The 20,640-nt window shown below is 60.0% G+C and carries 14 protein-coding genes and 1 pseudogene; 8 read left to right on the top strand and 7 right to left on the bottom strand.

Annotated features, from left to right (window positions below; all coding sequences use genetic code 11):
• Positions 1-107: 107 nt before the first annotated feature.
• Genes AB7245_RS31065 through AB7245_RS31055 form a run of 3 tightly spaced genes read right to left on the bottom strand, consistent with a single transcriptional unit; the run spans position 108 to position 3,465 of the window.
• On the bottom strand, positions 108-1,250 hold the full coding sequence (locus AB7245_RS31065; protein ID WP_439035303.1) for an acyltransferase family protein: 1,143 nt from the start codon (positions 1,248-1,250) through the stop codon (positions 108-110).
• Positions 1,247-2,272: a hypothetical protein gene (locus AB7245_RS31060; RefSeq protein ID WP_439035302.1), complete on the bottom strand. Its 1,026-nt coding sequence runs from the start codon at positions 2,270-2,272 to the stop codon at positions 1,247-1,249. The genes AB7245_RS31065 and AB7245_RS31060 overlap by 4 nt, the downstream gene beginning before the upstream one ends.
• A gap of 17 nt (positions 2,273-2,289) precedes the next feature.
• On the bottom strand, positions 2,290-3,465 hold the full coding sequence (locus AB7245_RS31055) for an O-antigen ligase family protein (protein ID WP_439035301.1): 1,176 nt from the start codon (positions 3,463-3,465) through the stop codon (positions 2,290-2,292).
• 237 nt (positions 3,466-3,702) lie between these two features.
• Here AB7245_RS31055 and AB7245_RS31050 point away from each other — a divergent pair, with 237 nt between their 5' ends.
• From AB7245_RS31050 to AB7245_RS31040, 3 genes are all read left to right on the top strand, one after another.
• On the top strand, positions 3,703-5,274 hold the full coding sequence (locus tag AB7245_RS31050; RefSeq protein WP_439035300.1) for a hypothetical protein: 1,572 nt from the start codon (positions 3,703-3,705) through the stop codon (positions 5,272-5,274).
• A 74-nt stretch (positions 5,275-5,348) separates the two neighbouring features.
• Positions 5,349-6,272: a glycosyltransferase family 2 protein gene (locus tag AB7245_RS31045; RefSeq protein WP_439035299.1), complete on the top strand. Its 924-nt coding sequence runs from the start codon at positions 5,349-5,351 to the stop codon at positions 6,270-6,272.
• 71 nt (positions 6,273-6,343) lie between these two features.
• On the top strand, positions 6,344-7,069 hold the full coding sequence (locus AB7245_RS31040) for an FkbM family methyltransferase (protein WP_354134222.1): 726 nt from the start codon (positions 6,344-6,346) through the stop codon (positions 7,067-7,069).
• Positions 7,070-7,106: 37 nt separating this feature from the next.
• Here the strand turns inward: AB7245_RS31040 and AB7245_RS31035 are convergent, their stop codons facing one another.
• From AB7245_RS31035 to AB7245_RS31025, 3 genes are all read right to left on the bottom strand, one after another.
• A complete protein-coding gene (locus tag AB7245_RS31035; protein WP_439035298.1) occupies positions 7,107-8,396 on the bottom strand; it encodes a lipopolysaccharide biosynthesis protein in 1,290 nt (429 codons plus the stop codon).
• A gap of 206 nt (positions 8,397-8,602) precedes the next feature.
• Positions 8,603-9,658: a glycosyltransferase family 2 protein gene (locus AB7245_RS31030; RefSeq protein ID WP_439035297.1), complete on the bottom strand. Its 1,056-nt coding sequence runs from the start codon at positions 9,656-9,658 to the stop codon at positions 8,603-8,605.
• 319 nt (positions 9,659-9,977) lie between these two features.
• The gene (locus AB7245_RS31025) at positions 9,978-12,560 is read right to left on the bottom strand and encodes an Ig-like domain-containing protein (RefSeq protein WP_439035296.1); all 2,583 of its coding nucleotides are present in this window, start codon (positions 12,558-12,560) and stop codon (positions 9,978-9,980) included.
• A gap of 669 nt (positions 12,561-13,229) precedes the next feature.
• Here AB7245_RS31025 and AB7245_RS31020 point away from each other — a divergent pair.
• Together AB7245_RS31020 and AB7245_RS31015 are read left to right on the top strand one after the other, a co-directional pair.
• A pseudogene (locus AB7245_RS31020) lies at positions 13,230-14,318 on the top strand (acyltransferase family protein); the annotation flags it as partial.
• Between the two features lie 192 nt (positions 14,319-14,510).
• Positions 14,511-15,422, top strand: a complete 912-nt coding sequence (locus AB7245_RS31015) for an aldo/keto reductase (protein ID WP_049802953.1) — start codon at positions 14,511-14,513, stop codon at positions 15,420-15,422.
• A 93-nt stretch (positions 15,423-15,515) separates the two neighbouring features.
• Here AB7245_RS31015 and AB7245_RS31010 read toward each other — a convergent pair whose 3' ends face one another.
• Positions 15,516-16,721, bottom strand: coding sequence for an acyltransferase family protein (locus AB7245_RS31010; protein WP_439035295.1), 1,206 nt, complete (start codon positions 16,719-16,721; stop codon positions 15,516-15,518).
• Positions 16,722-16,891: 170 nt separating this feature from the next.
• Between AB7245_RS31010 and rfbF the strand changes: the two genes are divergently transcribed.
• From rfbF to AB7245_RS30995, 3 genes are all read left to right on the top strand, one after another.
• A complete protein-coding gene (gene rfbF / locus AB7245_RS31005) occupies positions 16,892-17,734 on the top strand; it encodes a glucose-1-phosphate cytidylyltransferase (RefSeq protein ID WP_354134217.1) in 843 nt (280 codons plus the stop codon).
• On the top strand, positions 17,682-18,806 hold the full coding sequence (locus AB7245_RS31000; RefSeq protein WP_439035294.1) for an NAD-dependent epimerase/dehydratase family protein: 1,125 nt from the start codon (positions 17,682-17,684) through the stop codon (positions 18,804-18,806). Before rfbF ends, AB7245_RS31000 begins: the two co-directional genes overlap by 53 nt.
• Positions 18,807-19,079: 273 nt before the next feature.
• Positions 19,080-19,850 carry a response regulator transcription factor gene (locus AB7245_RS30995; RefSeq protein WP_354134215.1) on the top strand — a complete coding sequence of 257 codons (771 nt, stop codon included), beginning with the start codon at positions 19,080-19,082 and terminating at the stop codon, positions 19,848-19,850.
• Positions 19,851-20,640: the final 790 nt, after the last annotated feature.

The following is a 20,640-nucleotide window of genomic DNA, read 5'->3' as shown; positions in this document are numbered from 1 at the left end:
ATTGGCGATGCGGCTCGGAAGATCGGCGTTGCGAAGCATTCCGTATCGCCAGAGCTGTTGGTTCCGGGCTCCGGAACAGCCGTGATGACTGTCGGCGTGCTGCCGCGTCAGCCCGTTTGACGCCGAAGCCCTTTGTTGTCGGGTGCCACGACGTCCGCGATCCGGCGCCTGCTGCCTCGCCCGAGACCGTCGATATAGTGCCGCGCCGGCGTTTCGATCACGACGTAGGAGAAATAGGAGATCGCGAATATGATCACCCATGAGATTGCGCAGAACACGACCATGAGTCCGGACGATGCCTGGAAGAGCTTGTCGGCGATCGCATTCATGACGATCAGGATGACGAGGGAGTGCCACATATAGATCGAGTAGGTCAGTTGGCCGAGAGGAGCGAAGCGCTTGACCAGCGCCGGCGCAGTCGCTTGATCCGCCGCGATTGCCGCGATTGCAACGACATAGACGAGCCCAAGCGAGATGAGATGATGGGTGTGGGTGACCATCGAGATCGTCAACATCGTCAAAGATAATAGCAGGACGCGTCCCGGTGCTGGGATCCGAACCTTGTCGCGGAAGTAGAACAGGCAAACGCCGATCATGAAGGAGGGAAGCGCCCGGAGGGGTGGCCAAACGTCGACCCAGGAGCGATCGACCGGGTTCTGCACGAGATCGACGATGATCATTGCAACGAGCGCAAGGGAGGTTATCGCAAGGAACCGGAGCTTTGACCTGACCACCGCCCAGGCGAACAGCGGAAACATCAGATACATGACCATCTCGGCGCCGATCGACCATGATACGCTGCTGAATGAGATTCCGTTGCCGCAGGAGAACATCGAATTGAGCAGAACGGCGGTTTCAGCGATGCATCTCGCTTCGAAGGATGGCTGGTGATTTCCTGCCTTGCCGAGCGCGACGAATCCGGACCAGACGATAATCGCCGCGACTAGCGTCAGCCAATGCAGCGGCATCAGCCGGCCGACACGTCGTTGGAGGAACATCCCGTACTCGGAAAGGGTGCCCACTTTTCCCTGGTAGACATGTGCGATCACGAATCCCGAGATCGCGAAGAAGAGATCGACGAACAGGGCGAGGCCGCTCGGGAGCGTCGGCCGAATGGCAGCCGGATAAAAGAACTCGAACGAATGCCGGACGACAATGCCGACAGACGCGATGAACCGGAGCAGGTCCAGATGCAGCATCTCATCGGATGCGACCTGCAGAGCAGGAAGTTTCCACGCGTTGGCCGTCATGCTTTCACATCCGGTTTGCCCGTCTGCAGCTTGGCAGTTCTGGTCCGGCCAACTTTGACCAGTGCTCCCAGCGTCAGGGCGAAACCCAATAGGCAGTCGTTCGCCATCACACGGACGGTTGTGATCGGATCGGCGAGAATGATGTGCGAGCCGGAGTTGATGGACTGCTGCGAGGCCTGTTGAGCTGGAGCCTGCTCGCCGGTCGCGTTCAGGCCGGTGTGTTTCTGCTCCCCGGAAGGCGGCGCAGGTTGAATCGGCCCCTCCTGGATGACATTCTCGCCGCTTCGGGCAGGTGCCGGAGGGCTTGCGGGCGGCGTCTCCGTCGCCAAGCCGCGCAGCGGCGGAGCCGGGCTTGCGAAAAAATCATCGGCGCTCATGGAATAGAAGCCGATCACCTTCCACTGCGTCGAGAGCTCGATCCAGTTGGTGCCGCCGATGCCCGGATTATTGCTGTGGTCGTCGAGATATGGGGCTCGTGCGTCGCGCCACCAGTCGGCGCCGACCATAGCCACAAGACGCAGGTTCGGATCGGTGACCCGCATCTCCATCTGGACATAAACGGCATCCACGGCGCCAGCTGGGTAGGTTCCGCGCGCCTTGTACCAAAAATGGTTGTTGTAGCCGGCTGGGGGCGCATCGAACGCGATCGTCGCCCCGGCCAGGGGAGTGGCCTTCATGGGAATGGCAACGTTGCCGACGAAGTCGGGGACGAAATGTCCTCCCGTCAATTGGGTTTTGGCCTGGTCCTGCACCAGCGTCCATTCGCCCGCATGCTTGATGCGGACATAGGTCGTGGCGTTGGCGACCTCGACCGTCGCACCCGGATTGGAATACGGCGCCTCTCCCACCTTGGGATAGACCTGTCCCCAGCCCTCGACCGCGGTGAAATCCGTGGGCGGCGACCATAGCCCACCGTCATTCCAGCCCTGATACCAGTTGTAACTCGGGGGCACACCTGCCGGAAAGCCTTCGCTGTTCCCGGGGCTATTCTGCTTGATGAGCGCTGAGATCGAGAAATCCATCAACTATGCTTCCTTGCTCATGCATTGGGCAGGTCACGTGCCCGCCATTTCGGGGACGTGAACCGGCCTGCGTAGGAAAAGAACAGTGTCATCGACGTGAAATTGTCGATCAGGTTTTCGGACAGGAAGTAGATCAGAAGCACCGTGTACATTATCTTTGCCGCCCGATCCTTCAGCGAGAAAACGATGCTGAAGACGAAGACGACGAAGACCAGGAAATTGAGCAGGCCATATTCCGCCAGGACACGAAGGTAGTCGTTGTGCGGCGGGAGTGGCAGCACGGTAAGGACGCCGGTCTGGCTCGCGCCGTATCCGAACAGTATTCCGCCGGGCCCCAGCGACGAATAGATCTGCCAGATATTGGTCCAATGGGTGATGCGAAAGAACGCGGACATGTCCGTCGTTCCAGTCAAATCGATCAGCTGCTTCGTCGTCATCCGGGCGACCGTGCTCGGGTCAAGGCTCCAGATCAGCGCGATTGCGTTTAGCCCGGTCAGAAGTCGATCGAGTGCCCCGAAAGCGTGGGCCGCAATGCTGGCGCACGCCAGCAGGATGAGCACGACGAAGACCTGCGGTCGCAATGGGAAGAAGGACCAGAGGCCGATGGAGACGATGGTCGCCAGGGCCGGACCGACACGGTTCATGATCGCGGCATTGATAAACTGCGCGACCAGGACCCGATTTCCGAACCAGGGGGACAGAGCGAAGAACAACGCCGAGAAGTAAAGCGCTGCGGTATTCGTGTTGGGAAAGTAGGAGAACACGTCAGGATATTCGATGCTGGTGTAGACGTGGGTCTGGCCAACCACCCTGAAAATGAGCGGCAAAGCCGCAAGCATGTAGATGCAGCGCTTTTCCGGGAGTTGCATCCGCTCGGACATGCCGCGGCCGGCGACATAGAACGAATAGATCGAGACGAGCTTCAAACCATCGGATAGTTCGAAAGAGCCGAAGTTCACTAGATAGCTCGTACCCGTGAAGATGCAGGCCAGCGTCAACAGCGCATTATAGAAGTAGTTCTTTTCGTTCGTGATCATGACGTGGTGCGCAGACCACAGGATCAGGAGCAGGCTCGTCGAGTTGCTCAGGACGTTGAATACCGTCGAGCCGGTGAGATGAAAGAGGAAAGTCAGGCAATTCAGGAACACCAGGCCAAAGCAGGTGACCACGAAGAAGCGACCCTGCATGGTCATTGAACCGGAAGCGAGGTGCGGTGTTCCCTCCCTTCCCAGAGCTAGATCGTTCACGGCAGGCGTACTCCGCGCTTCTGACCTTTCGGTTCCGCGTCGTCCCTTCGAACGGGAGCGCCCTATCCGGCACCGATCTGTCGGATCAACATGTCGGCAATTGCCGGGTCTGAGTTGACGGTCGTCAATACCCGCCCGAGCGCTTGGGTGGACCGTGGGCTGTCACAAGAATTGGAGTCAACCGTGGAACGTGGCACGAGCAGTGTATTGGCCAGTGCATTCGGTCTGTTGTGGCGTCGGCAATGGGTCATCTATCTGTGCTTGTTGCTGACGTCCGGCGCGGCCTTTCTGTACTACGCTGCGGTTGGCGACCGCTATGAAGCCTATGTCCTGCTTCGTGCCGGGCAGGGCATCAAGGAGCGATCTGCCACGAATGCGGCGACCTCGCCATTCGGAGAGGGCGTCGACCTCCAAAGCCGAATGGAATCCCTGTCGCGCATCGCCAAGATCGATCAGGTCATCCTCGAAGCGGCGAAGAACGTCGGCTACGAGAGGCTATCGGCCGACTCGAATCCGACGCTTCTGGCCAGATTCATGGCATGGGGAAGGGAGATCGATCTTCGGGACGTATTCACCAGGGAATCTGCAGACCAGAAGGCGCAGGCGAATCCGGTTGACGAAACGGAAGAGGACATCGAGCGCAACCAGGCGGGCATTCTCAGCTTGCGGGACCGGGTGAATGCGAAACAGGAAGGGCGCTCGGATCTACTGAAGATAACGTTTCGCCACAAGGACCCGGTGATCGCCGCGAGCTATCTGAACGAGCTCGCCAACGCGTTGGTCACCGTGCAAAGCCTCGACGTGCAAATGCCGGGCGCTCAGGAGTTTTTCCAGGCACAAACGAAACGGCTGGAGGAGGAAGCCGAGGTCGCGGCTGCGGACCTGAAGCGCTTTTCCGTCGAGGCCTCGATTTATGCCGTCGACGACCAGCGGCAATTGCTTCTCAAACGAGCCAGCGACCTTTCTGCGCAGATTGCCACGACGCGAGGAACGATCGAGGACAAGAAGGGACAGAAATTGTCGATCGCCGATCAGCTGTCGATCTTGCGGCCAGTTGCACAGAACAAGACCGTCAGCCGGATGGTGACCACGCTCGGAGGGCAAGATACCCGCAAAGCGCTTGATCCGGTCGCAAAGCCGCCGGATCAGTTTGAGGAACAGCCGCCGTTGCTTCTGATCAAGGTCTACCAGGACAACATGGCATCACTGATGAAGCTGAATGCCGAACTCAATGGTCAGACGGAACTCCTCAATCAGCTCGGCACCGAGCTCGAGAAAGTGAACAAGGAGCTGGCGTCGCTCGCTGCGAAAGAGGCGGAATACGGAAGATTGAAGCGGGTTCTCACAACCGCATCGTCGGCTGCCGCTCAGTACGCGACTCGTATTCTCGAAGAGCAGATCAGCTCTGAGGTCGCCAAGAAGAGCCAGCTCTCCTCTCTTAGAGTGGTGCAGAAGGCGATAACGCCGACGGCCCCGGTGTTCCCGCAAGTCTCGCAACTCGTCGCACTGGCGATTGCTGGCGGAATTCTGCTCGGTCTGGGCGGCATTTTCGGTCCCGAGATTGCCAAGAGCACCATGTCTCCAGCGTCAAGCCAGGCCACCGCGGTTGCGGATCAGGATCAGGTCACGAATCTGTTGATGGCCGCCCAAAGAGGAGATCGGGTGAGGGGGCTCTATCCAGCCGGGTGGGCTGACTACGAGGACAACGGCGCCGGCACTGCGCGATCGTCCAGAATGCCGCCGCTCAAGGGATGAACGCAGTGTGCCGTGCGCGTGAGTGCCACCTGATGCGTTGGTAGCCGTCGCCGGTACAAAGGGTGATCCGCGACATGAAGATATTCAGCATTTGCTGCGTTCGAGACGAGAATGACATTGTCGAGGAGACGCTGAAGGCGGCTCTTGGGTGGAGCGATCGGATCTTTGTCTTTGACAACGGAAGTGTCGATGGGACCTGGGAGACGCTCCAGGATCTCGCCAATTGCCACCCCAGAATCGAGCTCGTTGGCCACGACGACAGGACGTTTACCGACGAACTCCGTGGAGACATATTTGAAACGCGACGCCACGTTGCTTCTCCGGGAGACTGGTGGTGCAGGCTCGATTCCGACGAGTTCTTCATCGATCATCCGGCCCGATTCCTCAAGGACGTGCCCCAGAACTACGGCTTCGTTCTCTCGGCGACGATGAATTTCTACTTCACGGATGCCGATTTGAGGAATTACGAGGAAAACCCGGCGGAATGGCTCGCCCGCCCTGTGCAGGAGCGCCTCAGATATTATCAGAACAATTGGAGCGAGCCGCGTTTCGTCCGTCATCGGCGCGATCTCCGCTGGGGCGGACTGATCTGGCCACATAATCGCGGACGCACATATCCGTCACGGATACGGTTGAAGCACTTTCCATACCGCTCGCCGGCCCAGATATCCAAGCGGCTTGCGATCCGTCAACAGCAGCCGGGGCTGTTCAAGCACGAGGCAAATCGGGTGCTTGCGAAGGGTCTTCAGCCTGACTGGGCGGACAGCGCTCCAACGCCGCAGCATGAGCTCGCCTCCTGGCGCGATCGCGTGAGAGAGGCTGCCGAATGCGATCTCGATCAGGGCGATGGAGTCTTCTTCACGCGCGACGATCTGATGCCCCCCCTTCCGTCGCCGGCCCTGGACCTGGTGAAGGTTGGGCTGCGGCGGACCCAACTGGGCAGGGCAATTGTGTCGCCGCTCCTGAGATGGCGGCGAAGCCAATTCGGCTGGCGGTGAGCCGTCTGTCCCACCCACACGCGATATCGACCACCTGGTCGAACTTGACTGAACCCGACAGGAGCAGAGACATGATGGTGAAGGATCGACTGAAATCGTTCGTCAGAGCAGCTGGATACGAGATTCGCCGTCATCATCCGAATTTGACGGAGTTTCTCCAATCCCGCTCTGTAAACCTTGTTCTCGACGTCGGTGCGAACGAAGGCCAGTTCGGGCAGGATCTCAGATCGCAGGGTTATTCGGGCAAGATCGTCTCCTTCGAGCCTGTGGTTGACGTGTTCAAGAGTCTCGAGAAAAGGTGCGCCGCCGACCAGAAATGGGAGTGCCGGAATACTGCGCTTGGTGACGCCAATGGCATCATCCAGATCAACGTGAGCAAGAACTCCGCGATGAGCTCGATCGTCAGCCAAACGGAGATCGGTCGCGCCAGCATCTACGAATCCCAAGTGGTTCGCGTCGACCAAGTCCCGATCGCCACGCTTGACTCGATGTTCGCGGAATTCGCCGGCGAGCGCGTGTTCCTGAAGGTCGATACGCAGGGGTTCGAGCAGAGCGTCCTGCGTGGAGGCGCAAACTCGCTTCATAACCTGCTTGGCGTTCAGCTCGAATTGCCCCTGATCCATCTCTATGAGGACACCTGGAAGTTCGATGAAGCACTCTGCTTCATGCGAGAGGCTGGCTTTACGCTGAGCCAGTTGCGCCCGGTGACTTATTACACCCGGGATCCCGCATCGTTGCTCGAGGTCGACTGCGTATTCAGGCGGACCAAATATGCCGGCGGTGTCAGCCGTCCCTGACGGCTGAACATTCCCGGGAACGCTCTGAACCTCTGAACTAGACGCCCGCCCGGCGGGAATGGACGTTCGAGACAGGGAAGCCGAACAGCAGCCAGTAGCGCCACAAGGTCATGATGAGCGAGGCCAGGAGGATTGCCGCTCCGGCGCCATGGAGCCCAGCGATGGGCAACAGCGCCAATTGCGCCAGTACAAGTACGCCGACCGAGGCGAGGTTCGTGACCGTCGTCAGACGGTCAAGATGCGCCGTAAACAAGGCCAAGGCTCCGAAATCGGCCATGTAACGAACGGCCAGTCCCGCCACGATCAGCCAGAATGCCGACAGTTGGGCGATGAGGGCTGGCTGTGGGGCAACCCAAGGCAGAAGCACCTGGAATGTGAATCCAACCGCCGTGCTGAGCGCAGCGGTCGCGAGCGCCGTCGTCTGCAGGAAACGCCAGGCCAGCTGACGATGCGCCGAGGGGCCGCTGGTCCGATATGCGCTGATCAGCGATGGGCGCTGCTTCTGTTGCAGGACCAGAGCCAGGAAGGTGGTTGCGGAACTGCCGACCGTCCAGAAAAGGAAGTAGACGCCGGCGACTTTCAGGCCCAGGAACAGTGTGATCAGGTAACGGTCGATATATTGACTCGTAATGAATCCGAGGTCGCTCAACAGCATCAGATAGGACCTGCGGATCGCGTCGGTGATCACGGCAACCCGGAACGGACGGGAAAAGGATGCCAGCCATGGCCATGACCGGCTCAGGAGGGCGAACAGTCCCACTGAGGCGGCGCCTCCCACCAGCCAGAAGCCGAACAGATGCGGAAGCGATCTGAAGCTGGTGTCCCAGATGGCGAGCGGGACAAAGACGAGAATCCAGGCCGCGCCACGAATGAAGCCGATGGCGTTTGCCCAGACGTGGCGCTGCAAGCTGGAAAGGAGGTAGAAAATGTCGTTGCCCACGTGCTCGAACGCGATCACGGCGACGATGAGGATCCAGAGAGACGTGGTGCCGAGGAGGACGGTTACCAGCGCCGCGATCGTCAGAAGAGTCGTGTACGCGAAGCCCACGAAGCCCCAATAGTGGCGCATGCTGTCGATCATGTCGTCGGTAGAGGCCGTGACGGCGTCGCGCATGAGCAGGTGGTTCATACCAAGATTGACCACGATCGGGACGGCTGCGATCGCGCCGGCGGCGAGGCCATAGAGACCCAGCGACGACAGGTCGAGATAGCGGGCGATGAACAGCGCGAGGCCGAATTTGCAACCCATGACGCTCGCCCGCATGGCCATGACCATGAGATCGACGAGAAGGCGGCTGGATGAAGCAGGCAACGCTGTTGTGCTCATGATGCGGGCAGTGAATCAGGCATAAAAAACCACCATCGCGCTCTTTCGCGTCCTGTCCGCTCGATCGGCAATCAACGACTCCCGGGCAGCCTAGGGCGCGAGAGCCGGACGAATTTGAGAGGCATCAATAACGGTTTAGGCCGGTCAATCGTGGCCGACTGTGCCGGCCCTGCAGAATTCGCTGGCGGCCGGCCAGGTTCGTGCCGTCAAGCGAGTTGTTCGGCGGTGCCGCGCCTCAAGCGACGCAGGCGGGCGGCGAGAAGCGGAGGACAAAGGGCGACAGCAACGAAGCGAAGGATGGCTTGCAGGCTTACGCCGCGAAAATCCCGGCGGAACTGCCAAGCCACGCTCGCCATCTCCGCGATGCTCGCACCGCCCTTGCGGAAATCCGTCAACGTGATCAGTCCCCGACGTGCAAAGCAGCGCCTGGCCTGGAGCTGGATGGTCTTGCGCAGCTGCATGTCCTGCACACAGGATTCCGCGGTGTGCGCGATCAGATCGGCGACCTTGCGACCGTCCTCCAGCAGCTGTTCCACTCCCAGTCGAGCCGTCTCGGAATCGTCGTGATAGGTGTAGGTCGCGCAAGCTTCGTTGACGAGACCGGCCTTGCCGAGAAGAAGCAGTGGTGCCCATGCGGCAACGTCGGCGGTGTGCGGCAGATCCAGCGGGATGCCGCCACGCTCGCGCAGGAGGTCGATGTTCATCATCACGCCGCATACATTGACGGTAATCTGGTCGGTCAGGAATGCATTCAGAATCGTGGCTCCGTCCCAGACGCCGGTATCGAGAGTCCGGCTGGCGCGCGGAGGGCGCGTCTGGCCGAGCGAGGCCGCATGCAGATTGCTCAGCGTGATGACGACTGGAAGTTGCGGCTGTTGTTCGATGAGGGCGACGCATCGCTCGAGCAGAGAAGGCATGATTCTGTCGTCATCGGAGACGAGAATGATGTAATCGCCGCGGGCATTCGCGACGCATGCATTCCAGTTCGGAAGCAGGCCGATGTTCGTTTCCTGGGTGATGACGCGCAGCCGCGGATCGCTGAATTCGCCCAGGATCCGTGCGGTATCGTCCGGCGACGCATTGTTCGAAACGAGAACCTCGAAATGAGGGTAGGTCTGCGCCAGCGCCGATACGATGCATCCCTTCAGGAGTGCGGCCCGGTTATACGTCGGAATTGCGATCGTCACGTAAGGATGGCCTGTCGCGGCTGGAAGCGCGCGATCGGCGGCCGCACCGGCATGATTGGGCGGGGGAAACTCCACGATGTTTGCCGAATTTGCCGTGGGATTTGGGATCATCCGACGTGTCGCCGCGTCAATTGCCATGAGGCGCTTGATCTCGCCCGACCTAGTTTCCGATCGGAAGTAGAATTGCTCGGATGCACGGCCGGCTCCTTCCACGTGTGAGATCGCGCAAAGGCGTCATGGACGGCGAACGGCATCATTCTGGGCGCGCCCGGGGTCATCTAAACTGCGGCAGGTCGGGCCGAGTTGACGGCTATCAATTCCGTCTCTCGAAGCAAAAACGGGGCGCCGTGAAAAACGGGGCCCCGGAACTTGGTTCTATCCCGTCGCCGGAAAGCTAGTGTTGGGCGGGCAAGGAGAGCGTCTGCGCGAGTGAAGCGTTCGGGTCGGTTACAAGCGGCCCGTTCGTCACTGCGCTGGTTGTGGTCGCATCGGTCGCACTATATTGGCTCATCAACGCGACCGCCTGGTTTGCAGTGCTCAGCAGCGACGCTGAGGCAGAGCCTGCCGGCTTTGCAACCAAAGACACGTTGTCGTAGAGCGCACCGAGCCCGTCACTGCTCTGGCCCGCAACTTCGCGGAACGTCACGCGGTCCTGTCCGCCCGTGCCGGTCACCGTGAAATCGTAGTTCTTCCACGTGCCGTCCGGCGGTACCACTCCGACGACCGAGCCGTTCCAGAGCACTTCGATCGAGCAGGTCGAGCTTGTGAACCCCGGCCGCGAACGCGCGTCGAGGGAAAGAACGTACTGCTGCCCGGCCACGGTTTTCACATCCTGGTAAAGTCCGTCGCGGGCCCCAGCGTAGTCCAGTTCGCCGAAATTGACGCCGTCGGTTGCCTTCACGCCATTCAGATTGTTCCAGAGCTCGATGGTTCCGCCACTGATGGCGTGCCAGCCTGGAATGGCATCGAAGGCACCCCAGCGGCCGTCGAGGAGGGGCCCCAGCGAAGAGGATTCGAACGATCCGTTCACCAGAAGGTTCTTGTCCGCTGACTGCGGCGGTGGATCGACCGGCTTCGCCGTGGCGGTGAGCTGGATGTTGTCGTACATGGCACCGAGGCCGTCGCTGCCCTGGCTGACGACTTCGCGGAAGGTCAGGCGATCATTGCCGCCGGTGCCTACGACGTTGAAGTCGTAGGTGTCCCAGGTGCTACCGGGCGGGACGGTCGCAATGACCGAGTTATTCCACAATATCTCGATCGAGCAGGTCGCGCCGGTGAAACCGGGTCGCGAGCGAGCATCGAAAGACAGTTGGTAAGTTTGTCCGGCGACGGTCTTCACGTCCTGGTAGAATCCATCTCGCGCACCGGCATAGTCGAGCTCGCCAAAATTGCCGCCGTCGGTCGCCTGGACGCCACCGAGGTTGTTCCAGAGTTCGATCGTTCCGCCGGAGATCGCAGTCCAGCCCGCCACCGACTGGAACGCACCCCAACGGCCGTCGGCGAAGGGCGCGAGAGTCGTTGCCTCGAACGATCCGTTGACCAGCAGGTTCTTGCCATCTGCCGGTGGCGAAGTGACGGGGCCGCCCACGGTCACGTTCAGGGCAGCAGATTTCGTGCTGACGTTACCCGCGGCGTCAGTGGCCATCGCTGCAAAAGCGTGGCTGCCGGCCGCCAATTGGCCCGTTGTCAGGCTCCAGGCGCCGCTCGCGTCAGAAGTGGCCGTGCCAATCACGATCGTTCCCTCGACGACCTTGACCGTGCTGCCGGCTTCCGCCGCGCCGCTCAACGTCAACTGCCCGGTGTTCGTCGTCTTGGCCGCGGCGGTAACAGCACCCGGTGCCGTGATCGTGGGGGCCGCCGGCGCCAGCGTATCCACGCGCATGCTGAGTGAAGCGGATGTGCGACTGACGTTGCCCGCCGCGTCCGTGGCGGTTGCGGTGAAGGCGTGATTGCCGTCCGACAATTGGGCCGTGGTCAGGCTCCAGCTGCCACTTGTACCGGCTTTGGTCGTGCCGACCACGGTGGAGCCTTCAAGCACCTTGATGGTGCTGCCCGCCTCAGCCGTTCCGCTCAACGTCAATTGCTTGGCGTTGGTGATCTTGTCTCCGGTGGTACCCGTGTCCGGCGAAATCGTCGCTATCGTGGGCGCTGCCGGAGCCAACGTGTCGGGAGACATGACCGGGGGCGTTTGAGGAGACCCAAGCAGCGGCGGCGGCAAGTCTGCCTGGAACGCCGTAGTGCTCAGGGAATAGTAGCCGATCGTCTTCCACTGGGTCGAAAGCTCAATCCAGTTGCTGCCTCCGACACCTGGATTATTGCTGTGGTCGGCAAGAAATGGTGCCGTGGCGTTGCGCCACCAGTCCACGCCGACCATGCCCACCAGCTTCGCGTTGGCGTCGGTCGTTCTCATGTCCATCTGGACGTAGACGCCGTCGACCGTACCGGCCGCGTAGGTGCCGCGCGATCCATACCAGAAATGATCGTTGTATCCGGTCGTCGGCGCATCAAAGCTCGCTGCTCCGTTCGACAGGCGGGTCACAGTCATCGGGTATGCCGAATTACCCGCGAAGTCAGAGACGAAATGGCCACCGCCGATGCCAAGCTTCGACTGGTCCTGGACTAGCACCCACTGACCGGTCTCCTTGATGTGCACGTAGGTGACTGCGTTGGCGACTTCGACGTCAGCGCTTGGAGACGCAGCAGGAGCACCTTCTTCCGTATAGACCTGGCCCCAGCCTTCCACCGCGGTGAAGCCGGCCGGCGGTGTCATCTGACCGCCGGGATTCCAACCCTTGTACCAACTGTAGCTGTGCGGAACACCGGCAGGAAACGCCTCGCTCTGCCCGAGCGTGTTCTGTTTGATCAGGTCTGATAACGAAATCCCCATTTCACCTTCCCAGTCTTTCGATTTTTTGGATGTGAGACAGCACTCAAGGCTGACCGCGGATTGCGAGGCCAGAAGGCGCGCCGACGTCACGTCGTTCGCGCCTACCAAACGCTGTTTCTGCTGATACTCGACAGGTGCAAGAATCGGCCGGACGCCCTGCGGCCATTAACTCGCATTACGAAATCGGACTTGCCGAATCACTCTGAGCCTTTCCCGAAAGGATGAACTAAGCTGCGATAAAGTTCAATCAACGAGGCGCAATGAAATCCACGTAGCTTCACGTGATTGCACTCATTTCGAGCAGCGACTGTCACAAGCAGCGACCCTGCAACAGGGTTAACGCTTGCAACAGAATCTGTCGTCAATGTGATTGATTTGTTGCGGAATGGGGTAGCACTGAGGCACTCCTCCATCATTGCTGGATCATCGCGATATCTGCCTCAAGAGGCAGCAAGGCCTGTTTAATTGCCACCGCCGCTATCGCGAGGAAATACCGCTTGTTTTCGTCTTTCGTGCGTCGTGGGCTGGTCGCATGTTGGGCGCATTGCGTCGAATTGTCCTGCCTCGGTGTGCCGCATGGCTCCTCTGACATTTGAAACTTCGCGCATCGGCATCTCCTGACGAATGCGATCCTCGCCATCCCTGCGACGAGAGGTATTCGCGTCTGCCGCCGCTGGACCGCTCATTATTGAGCATCGTCAACTCGACTGGAAAGCTCGGGATTAAGCGGGAAGGCTGGCGTCTTTTCGGTGGTTCGAAGTGGTTCGAGACGGAAGGCATCACGTGATCGGCTTTCGCGCACAGACCGGAATTTCGAATGTCGTGTCGGATTGGCTCGATCTCGCACGCGGCCTCGCGGCAGTCGAAGTCCTGGCATTCCATTCCTATCAGCTGATGTTCATGGAGAAGCTGCCGGACGAGAGTTACGGTCCGGCAATCAGAGCGGTCTATTCCATGCTGTGGGCAATCAGCGCGAATGGCCCCGCGGCCGTCCTCGTGTTCTTCGTCCTGAGCGGGTATCTCGTCGGTGGGCCTGCCTTGGTCAGAAGCTCGCAAGGACGGCTGAACGCCGTCGATTATTTCTCCGCGCGCCTATCGCGTCTCTACCTCGTTCTCCTGCCGGCGCTGACGATATCCTTTTGCCTGTACATCTCGACACGGCAGTCGACGGGGTGGCAGACCTACGTGTCCTCGCACCAGGATGTCTATAACAGTGCGCTCATTTTCCGCGCGCCTGTCAGTGCGGCGGCCGCGATCTGCAACGGCCTGTTTCTCCAGTCGATAGCCTGTTCGGAATTCGCGGGAAATGCCGCCCTCTGGAGCCTGTCGAACGAATTCTGGTACTATGTGCTGTTTTTTGCGCTGATCTCGGTGCGCAAGAAGCCAGCTTACGTCGCAATGATCGTCGTCGTCTTCGGGCTGTTTGCGCTCGCAGAGCATCACGACGCCAGCGGCACGCATGTGGGTCTGAAGTTCATCTTCTTCTTTTTCATCTGGTGCCTCGGCGTGATCGCCTACGCGGTGGTTGCGCCGGCCTGGGCGTGGTGCTGCTGCTTCCTGTTGAGTGCAACGGGACTGTATCTTCTCACAATGAAGGGCCTCTTCCCGCAATGGGCCGCGTTCAGCATGGCGGTCGGATTGGGCACAACCGCAGTCATTGTCGCCATAGACCATCTGAAGGTATCGCTGCCCTCATTTCTTCACGCCGGCAGGGAGCTCGCAAAGTTCAGCTTTTCCCTTTATGCGATTCATTATCCGATCCTGCTGCTCCTGAACGCCACAGCCGCCAGTGATCGCCAGGAATTCACCTTCGCCTCGGTCGGACTCAACGCAAGTTTCATCCTGTCGTGCCTGCTCACGGCGACCATCTTCTATTTTATGTTCGAAAGCCGTACGCCGGCCGTCCGTGACTGGCTGAAGGCCGTGATGGTTCGCAGTTGGGCAGGTGGGCGCGCTTTCCAATCGGCAGTGATTGCCTCCATGCCATACGCCTTGGCGTCCGATCGTGGCGTGGCTGGGCCGGCTACGACTGCTTTTGGAATGGCGCCGAGGCAAGCAGAGCCGCCGCAGGAGCACCTCGCTGCAGCTGCAGCGCAAGTCCCGATGGTTCTGTTGAACGACGGCCAGGCACTGCCTCAACTCGGCCTCGGGGTCTGGCAGATCGACAACGCGATCGCGCCGGAGGTCGTCACATCCGCGATCAACGCTGGTTATCGTTTGATCGACACGGCTGCGGGTTATGGGAACGAGAGCGGCGTTGGCACGGCCCTCAGACGGGCAAGAAACCAGTTCTACATCACGACCAAGCTTCGCAACGAGGATCAGGGATACGACCGGACGATGCGGGCGTTCGAGGCGAGCGCAGCGAGATTGCAGGTCGACATCGTCGATCTCTATCTGATCCATTGGCCATGCCCACAACAGGGCGCTTATCTCGAGACCTGGCGCGCGCTCGTCGAGCTCCGAAAACAGGGATGCGTCCGGTCGATCGGCGTATCGAACTTCGTGGCCGATCATCTGGAGCGAATCATCCACGAGAGTGGCGTCGTACCGGCGGTGAACCAGATTGAGCTGCATCCAGCGTTCCAGCAGCGCGAGCTGCGGAACATCCACGAGCGCTATGGCATCGTGACGCAGGCGTGGAGTCCGCTCGGGCAGGGCGCGGCTCTCGCCGACCCGAGGATATCGGCCATTGCGGAACGGTGCGGCCGTTCGCCTGCGCAGATCGTGCTTCGCTGGCACCTCGAAAATGGCACAATCGCGATACCGAAGTCAGCGAATGTGGCCCGTATGGCCGAGAACATCGACTTGTTCGGGTTCGAGTTGACCAGCGATGATCACGCCGTCATTTCGAGGCTCGACCGGCATGATGGAAGGATCGGCCCCGATCCGGCAGCTTACGGTCGCATTGGCCTGCTTCGCCGACTGAGCCGCCGCATCTCGAGGTCCTGAGGCAGCGGGGCTCCTGGTCCTCATGGTTTCCGGTTGCCCGACGCCGGCTGGATGAGTGGACGGAGCCGTCGGCTTGGAAGGTGCTGTGCGGGCTCACGCGGGCCGGCGAAACAGCGAGCTCCACGCGGTGAGGAGCATGTACCGCGAGCGATCCGCGAGTACGGAAACGAACGCCAGGATCGGTTTCTTTTCCGCCATAACCCTGGATTCGAGCAGGTGCCAGGATGCAATCGCGAATATCGAAGTCACGGCAAGGCTGAGGCCAAAATTGACGTACCAGATGCGGTGGTTCGGCAGCAGCTCGGCCATCGTTTGCTGGACGGGAAATCCGTAGAGATAGATGCCGTACGAGTAGTCGGCCACTCGGGTGACAGGTCCAATCTTGAAATTGAGCAGTCCGAGATACACCGTGAAATAACTGACGAAGAGTGCGGCGAGATCCTCCCCGGCGCGGCTGGAGGCGAGCACGGAAGCAGCGAAGCCAACCAGGCTGATCAATAGCCGCCAGCGCGAATACACAATCCGAGTTCGATTCAGGAACAGCGCCACTCCGCACAGGAAGGCGAGAACCAGCATCCGGCCCGGCGGCGCGGCGGGCGAGGCGGGCTTCGCCCCCACAATGTCTCGCAACGCCATCGCGATGACGACGAACAGGACTGCGAACAGGAAGAGCCGGTGCCGTTTCGTCAGGCCGATCAGCGCGGCCACGCTGATGACAACATAGCATTCGAGTTCGTGCGGGACGGTCCAAAGCTGGCTGTTCACCATGTTTGGTACGGGTAGGTCGGAAAAGACACCCGGCAGATAGAAGTGAATGTCACCGATCGTATTGAGAAAGTAACGGAAGAAGTCCGTGTCGGTGAAATATTGCGACAAAGCGAGATCCGTGAAGAGCGGGCCGATCAGAACGGCAGAGATCAGGACTTCCGCCGTCAAGGCAGGGAATATCCTGATGACCCGCAAAGTGACGAATGCCGGAAGGCTGTTTCGCTCGAGGCTTCCGGCAACGAGGAATCCGCTGAGAGCAAAAAAGGCGGGAACGATAACCCAGACCACAGGCTTCAATGGGCCGCCGTAGAACCATTGTTCGGCGGGCAAGCCGTAGCAGACCGCGACCGAGTGCCAGAGGATGACGGCGACCGATAACGAGATACGCAAGAGATCGAAGCCCGCGGGCCTGCCCTTCGCCGCTTCCCACTTGTCGCCGACCGATGTCATCGCGCTTTCCGCTTGGGTGGCGGGCGTCCGCCTCGATCCTCGAATATCGGTGGCGCCGATCGGCAAGTTGATGAACGTCAAATCGTCGCGCTGGTGAACGCGTCGCGACAGGGCGGTGCACGGTTCGATATCGCCCTCCCGAGTTGACGATCATCAACTTGATCGTGCCCCAGCGACCTACGGTCCAGGCTGCGCCATCCGAAACTGCAGCTATGCATGTTTCGGTGGGGAACCCAGCACAGGAGATCCCTATGAAGGTTGTTATCCTCGCCGGTGGCTACGGCACGCGATTGAGCGAGCATACTTCTGTGGTACCGAAGCCTCTGGTCGAGATCGGCGGTCGTCCGATCCTGTGGCACATCATGAAGCTGTATTCCCATCACGGCCTGAACGACTTCGTGATCTGCTGCGGCTATAAGGGCACCGTGATCAAGGACTACTTCATGAGCTATTTGTCCCATCAGGTTGACTTCACGATCGATCTCCAGCGCAACCGCATTGAGATGCATCGGAGCGGTACGGAGCCCTGGAAAGTGACGCTGGTCGATACCGGAGAGAAGACGATGACCGGCGGGCGGGTCAAACGGGTGCGCGAGCATCTCGGGGACTCCACCTTCTGCATGACGTATGGCGATGGCGTCAGCGACGTCGACATCGGCGGCCTCATCAAATTCCACCATCAGCAGGGCGCACTGGCGACGGTCACCGCGGTTCAGCTGCCAGGCCGATTTGGCGCCATCAATCTCTCGTCTGATCGTCCCCGCGCGGCCGGCTTCCGCGAGAAGGACGCGACCGACGGTCAGGTCATCAACGGCGGCTTTTTCGTTATCGAGCCGCAGGCCCTCGATCTCATCGACGACGACAGCACGAGCTGGGAGAACGAGCCGCTTGCCCGTCTGACCGAGCAGGATCAACTGGCCGTCTACAGGCACCGCGGTTACTGGCAGAACATGGACACCTTGCGCGACAAGGCCATTTTGCAGAGCCTCTGGGATGCCGGGGATCCACCCTGGTGCGTCTGGAATAAGGGCTCCGCCGCGAATGGAAGCGCCAAGGTATCGCAACCCGCAACCGCCGATCAGGCGACTCATTGAGGAGATGAATCAGATGCGAGTTCTCTTCACTGGGGCTGACGGATATATCGGTGCTGTGCTTGGTCCGCGACTGCTCGAGCGCGGTTACGATGCGACAGGCATCGACACTGGCCTCTATCGCCGCGGCTGGCTGTTCGATGACGGCAGGACGCGTCCGATGGTCATGTCGCGCGATACGCGGCAGCTGTCACCGTCCGATCTGGAAGGCTTTGACGCCGTGGTCCACCTCGCGGAGCTTTCCAATGATCCGCTGGGAGAAAACGATCCTGCCATCACGATGGAGATCAATCATCGCGGCTCCGTGGAATTTGCCCGCAAGTGCAAGGCGGCGGGTGTCGAACGGTTCATCTATGCGTCCTCCTGCAGCATCTATGGTGCCGCCGGCGCCGAGACGAAATCCGAGACGTCCTCTTGCGAGCCTCAGACTGCGTATGCGCGATGCAAGGTTCTCGTCGAGCGCGATCTTGTCGAGCTGACCGATTCCCGTTTCACGCCCGTGTTTCTGCGTAACGCTACCGCGTTTGGCGCGTCTCCCCGACAGCGCTTCGATCTCGTCCTGAACAATCTTTCGGGGTGGGCGTTCACAACGGGAAAAATCCGCGTCATGAGCGACGGCACTCCCTGTCGCCCGCTGGTCCACATCGAGGACATCTGCCAGGCCATCCTGTGCGCGTTGGAGGCGCCGCGCGAAGCGGTTTGTGCCGAGGCGTTCAATGTCGGCGATGAAAGTCAGAACTACACGGTGCGGGAGATCGCGGAGATCGTGAACGACACGTTCACCGGTTGCGATCTTTCGTTTGGTCCCAGCGGCCCGGACAATCGCAGCTATCGCGTCTCTTTTGCGAAGATCAAGGCGCATATGCCGAATTTCCGCTGCCAATGGAATGCGCAGCGCGGCGCGCAACAATTGAGGGGGGTGTTCCAGCGCATCCAGCTCGACGAAGCGACCTTCAATGCCGCGCCGTTTACGCGCCTTTCCGAGCTCCGGCACCTGCAGCACACCGAGCAGCTGGATCCTCATCTGCGGTGGACGCCAATTCCGGAAATCGTTCCGACGATTGTGGGTGCATGATCACGCAATTTTGACGTGTTCTCCAGGCGACGCCGGCCCTTTGGCGCGTCGACTTCGGAACGCATTGCTATAATGCGTTGACTTTTCCCTAACTCCTCATAATATTTTTGCAATGCGGCAATCGATCATGCCGTCGTTTGAGTGGAGGTAGGGGACACCAAGAGCTAAGAGCCTATGACCGTGCCTGTTTTGCCATCGTAATTATTATTCGTTCGAACTGCCATCTATGTGAGAGTCCCGGGTAAGAGTACGGGATTGCTCGGAGTTTGAGCAGTGCCTGTCATTCTGATTGTTGATGAGCACAGTGTTTATCGGAGCGGCCTCCAAGGTGTTATTGAAGCCCGGTTCAAGAAGTCGCGCGTCATAGACGCTTCACAGCTCGAGAATTTTGAGCTGGAGACAAGTGTCGACCTAATCCTGATTGATCTGGATTGTCTTAACCATCACGCGCTTGCGGTCCTATCCGAAGTTGTCGATTTGAGGCCGGCGACCCGTATTGCGGTCATGTCGGCGTCGAGCAGTCGGGCGGATGTACTGAAGTGTCTTTCGGCTGGCTTTCATGGGTTTTTGCCCAAGCTCCAGTCGGACGAGGAATTGCTGTCCGCGATCGGCGACCTGCTCTCCGGACGCATCTACGTTCCGCGATGGTTGGTGGATGATGATGTCAGCCGACCCGAGCCCCAACAGACGGTCAACTTCAATCTGGAATCTCTGCGATTGACTCGCCGGCAGAACGAAATTCTTCCACTGCTAGCCCAGGGAATGTCGAACAAGGAGATTGCGCGCGAGCTGAGCATCGCGGAAGGGACCAGCAAGATCCATACGGCGGCGCTCCTGCGTGCGCTTTGTGCCCGCAATCGGACGGAGGCGGCGTTTATCGCCGCGAAATTGGTCGGCCCCAGGGACAAGCTGGCGAGAAAGACGAGAACCAGGCGCTTCTCATTGGATCGGAGCAATGGCTCGGGCCCAGGCTCGGATTTGATTATTGGCGATCGATGGGCGCGGCCTGCGGAGAGGTTCGTCTTTAGGCGAACAAACGGGTGATCGCTGCATTGGCTCAAGCTGTTTGAGATGGCCTCTCGGCGACCGTGTTCGCCGGCGGTCGTGCCGGTTCGGCTGAATAAGCCCCCATGCGCGAGATCTTGTCCTTCTGAACCGGCTGCCGTGCGGCGGCAGCCGGAGGGATGCCGGTGGGGTCGCGATACGCGACCGCAACCGCAGAGCCGCCGATAATCCACGATATCATGAAGCTCCGCCACGCTGCGGACCAGCAAGGCCGAACCGTTGCAGTCCGGTCAAAGACGACCGGCGGCGGGTGTGGGGCCGCGGAGATTGGGTGAAAGCCGTCGAGGGTCGCGTCGTCCCGTCGCGGTGATCATCGTCAACGGCGACGGCCGGTCGGCAGGAGTTCGACATGGCTCACGCGATGTCACCACCGGTACGGGAGGTCAAGGTTCTGACGCCCTTTGGCAGCGCTGTACCAACCTTAAGCTGAGCTTTCCGGCTCAAGCGACTGTCAGGGCCTCTTCGAGGAGCTCGCGGCTTCTCGGACAGGCGAGCAGCTTCGGATGACGTCATGCCAAGGGGCAATAGCTTGTTCGAGAGCGTAACTTTCCTCGAAAAATGGCACGGAAGATGAAGCTCTCAGATTGGGCAAATGTGGCAACTGCGTGAGCATCGCTGCTGCCAATCTGCAAGAGTCTTTTGCGCCACTGAGCGCCGGACGGGCAGCGAATAGTTTTATCGCCTGACCGGACTAGTCCAACCGGCTTAGCCGGAACCGGAAAAATCCTAACGCATTAGCCTGAATATCCTTCGGATTTAGTCAGCCTAC

The sequence above is a fragment of the Bradyrhizobium sp. 604_D8_N2_3 genome, assembly GCF_051810765.1.
GTDB classification, from domain to species: Bacteria; Pseudomonadota; Alphaproteobacteria; order Rhizobiales; family Xanthobacteraceae; genus Bradyrhizobium; species Bradyrhizobium barranii.
The sequence above is the reverse complement of the archived record's forward strand: the minus strand, read 5'-3'. Positions and strand labels throughout refer to the sequence as shown.

Excerpts from the sequence above, each read along its gene's own strand:
- AB7245_RS31035 (WP_439035298.1), bottom strand. The coding sequence starts at position 8,396 with ATGAGCACAACAGCGTTGCCTGCTTCATCCAGCCGCCTTCTCGTCGAT.
- AB7245_RS31015 (WP_049802953.1), top strand. The coding sequence starts at position 14,511 with ATGGCGCCGAGGCAAGCAGAGCCGCCGCAGGAGCACCTCGCTGCAGCT.
- AB7245_RS31045 (WP_439035299.1), top strand. The coding sequence starts at position 5,349 with ATGAAGATATTCAGCATTTGCTGCGTTCGAGACGAGAATGACATTGTC.
- AB7245_RS31055 (WP_439035301.1), bottom strand. The coding sequence starts at position 3,465 with ATGACCATGCAGGGTCGCTTCTTCGTGGTCACCTGCTTTGGCCTGGTG.
- rfbF (WP_354134217.1), top strand. The coding sequence starts at position 16,892 with ATGAAGGTTGTTATCCTCGCCGGTGGCTACGGCACGCGATTGAGCGAG.
- AB7245_RS31065 (WP_439035303.1), bottom strand. The coding sequence starts at position 1,250 with ATGACGGCCAACGCGTGGAAACTTCCTGCTCTGCAGGTCGCATCCGAT.
- AB7245_RS31000 (WP_439035294.1), top strand. The coding sequence starts at position 17,682 with ATGGAAGCGCCAAGGTATCGCAACCCGCAACCGCCGATCAGGCGACTC.
- AB7245_RS31060 (WP_439035302.1), bottom strand. The coding sequence starts at position 2,272 with ATGGATTTCTCGATCTCAGCGCTCATCAAGCAGAATAGCCCCGGGAAC.
- AB7245_RS31040 (WP_354134222.1), top strand. The coding sequence starts at position 6,344 with ATGATGGTGAAGGATCGACTGAAATCGTTCGTCAGAGCAGCTGGATAC.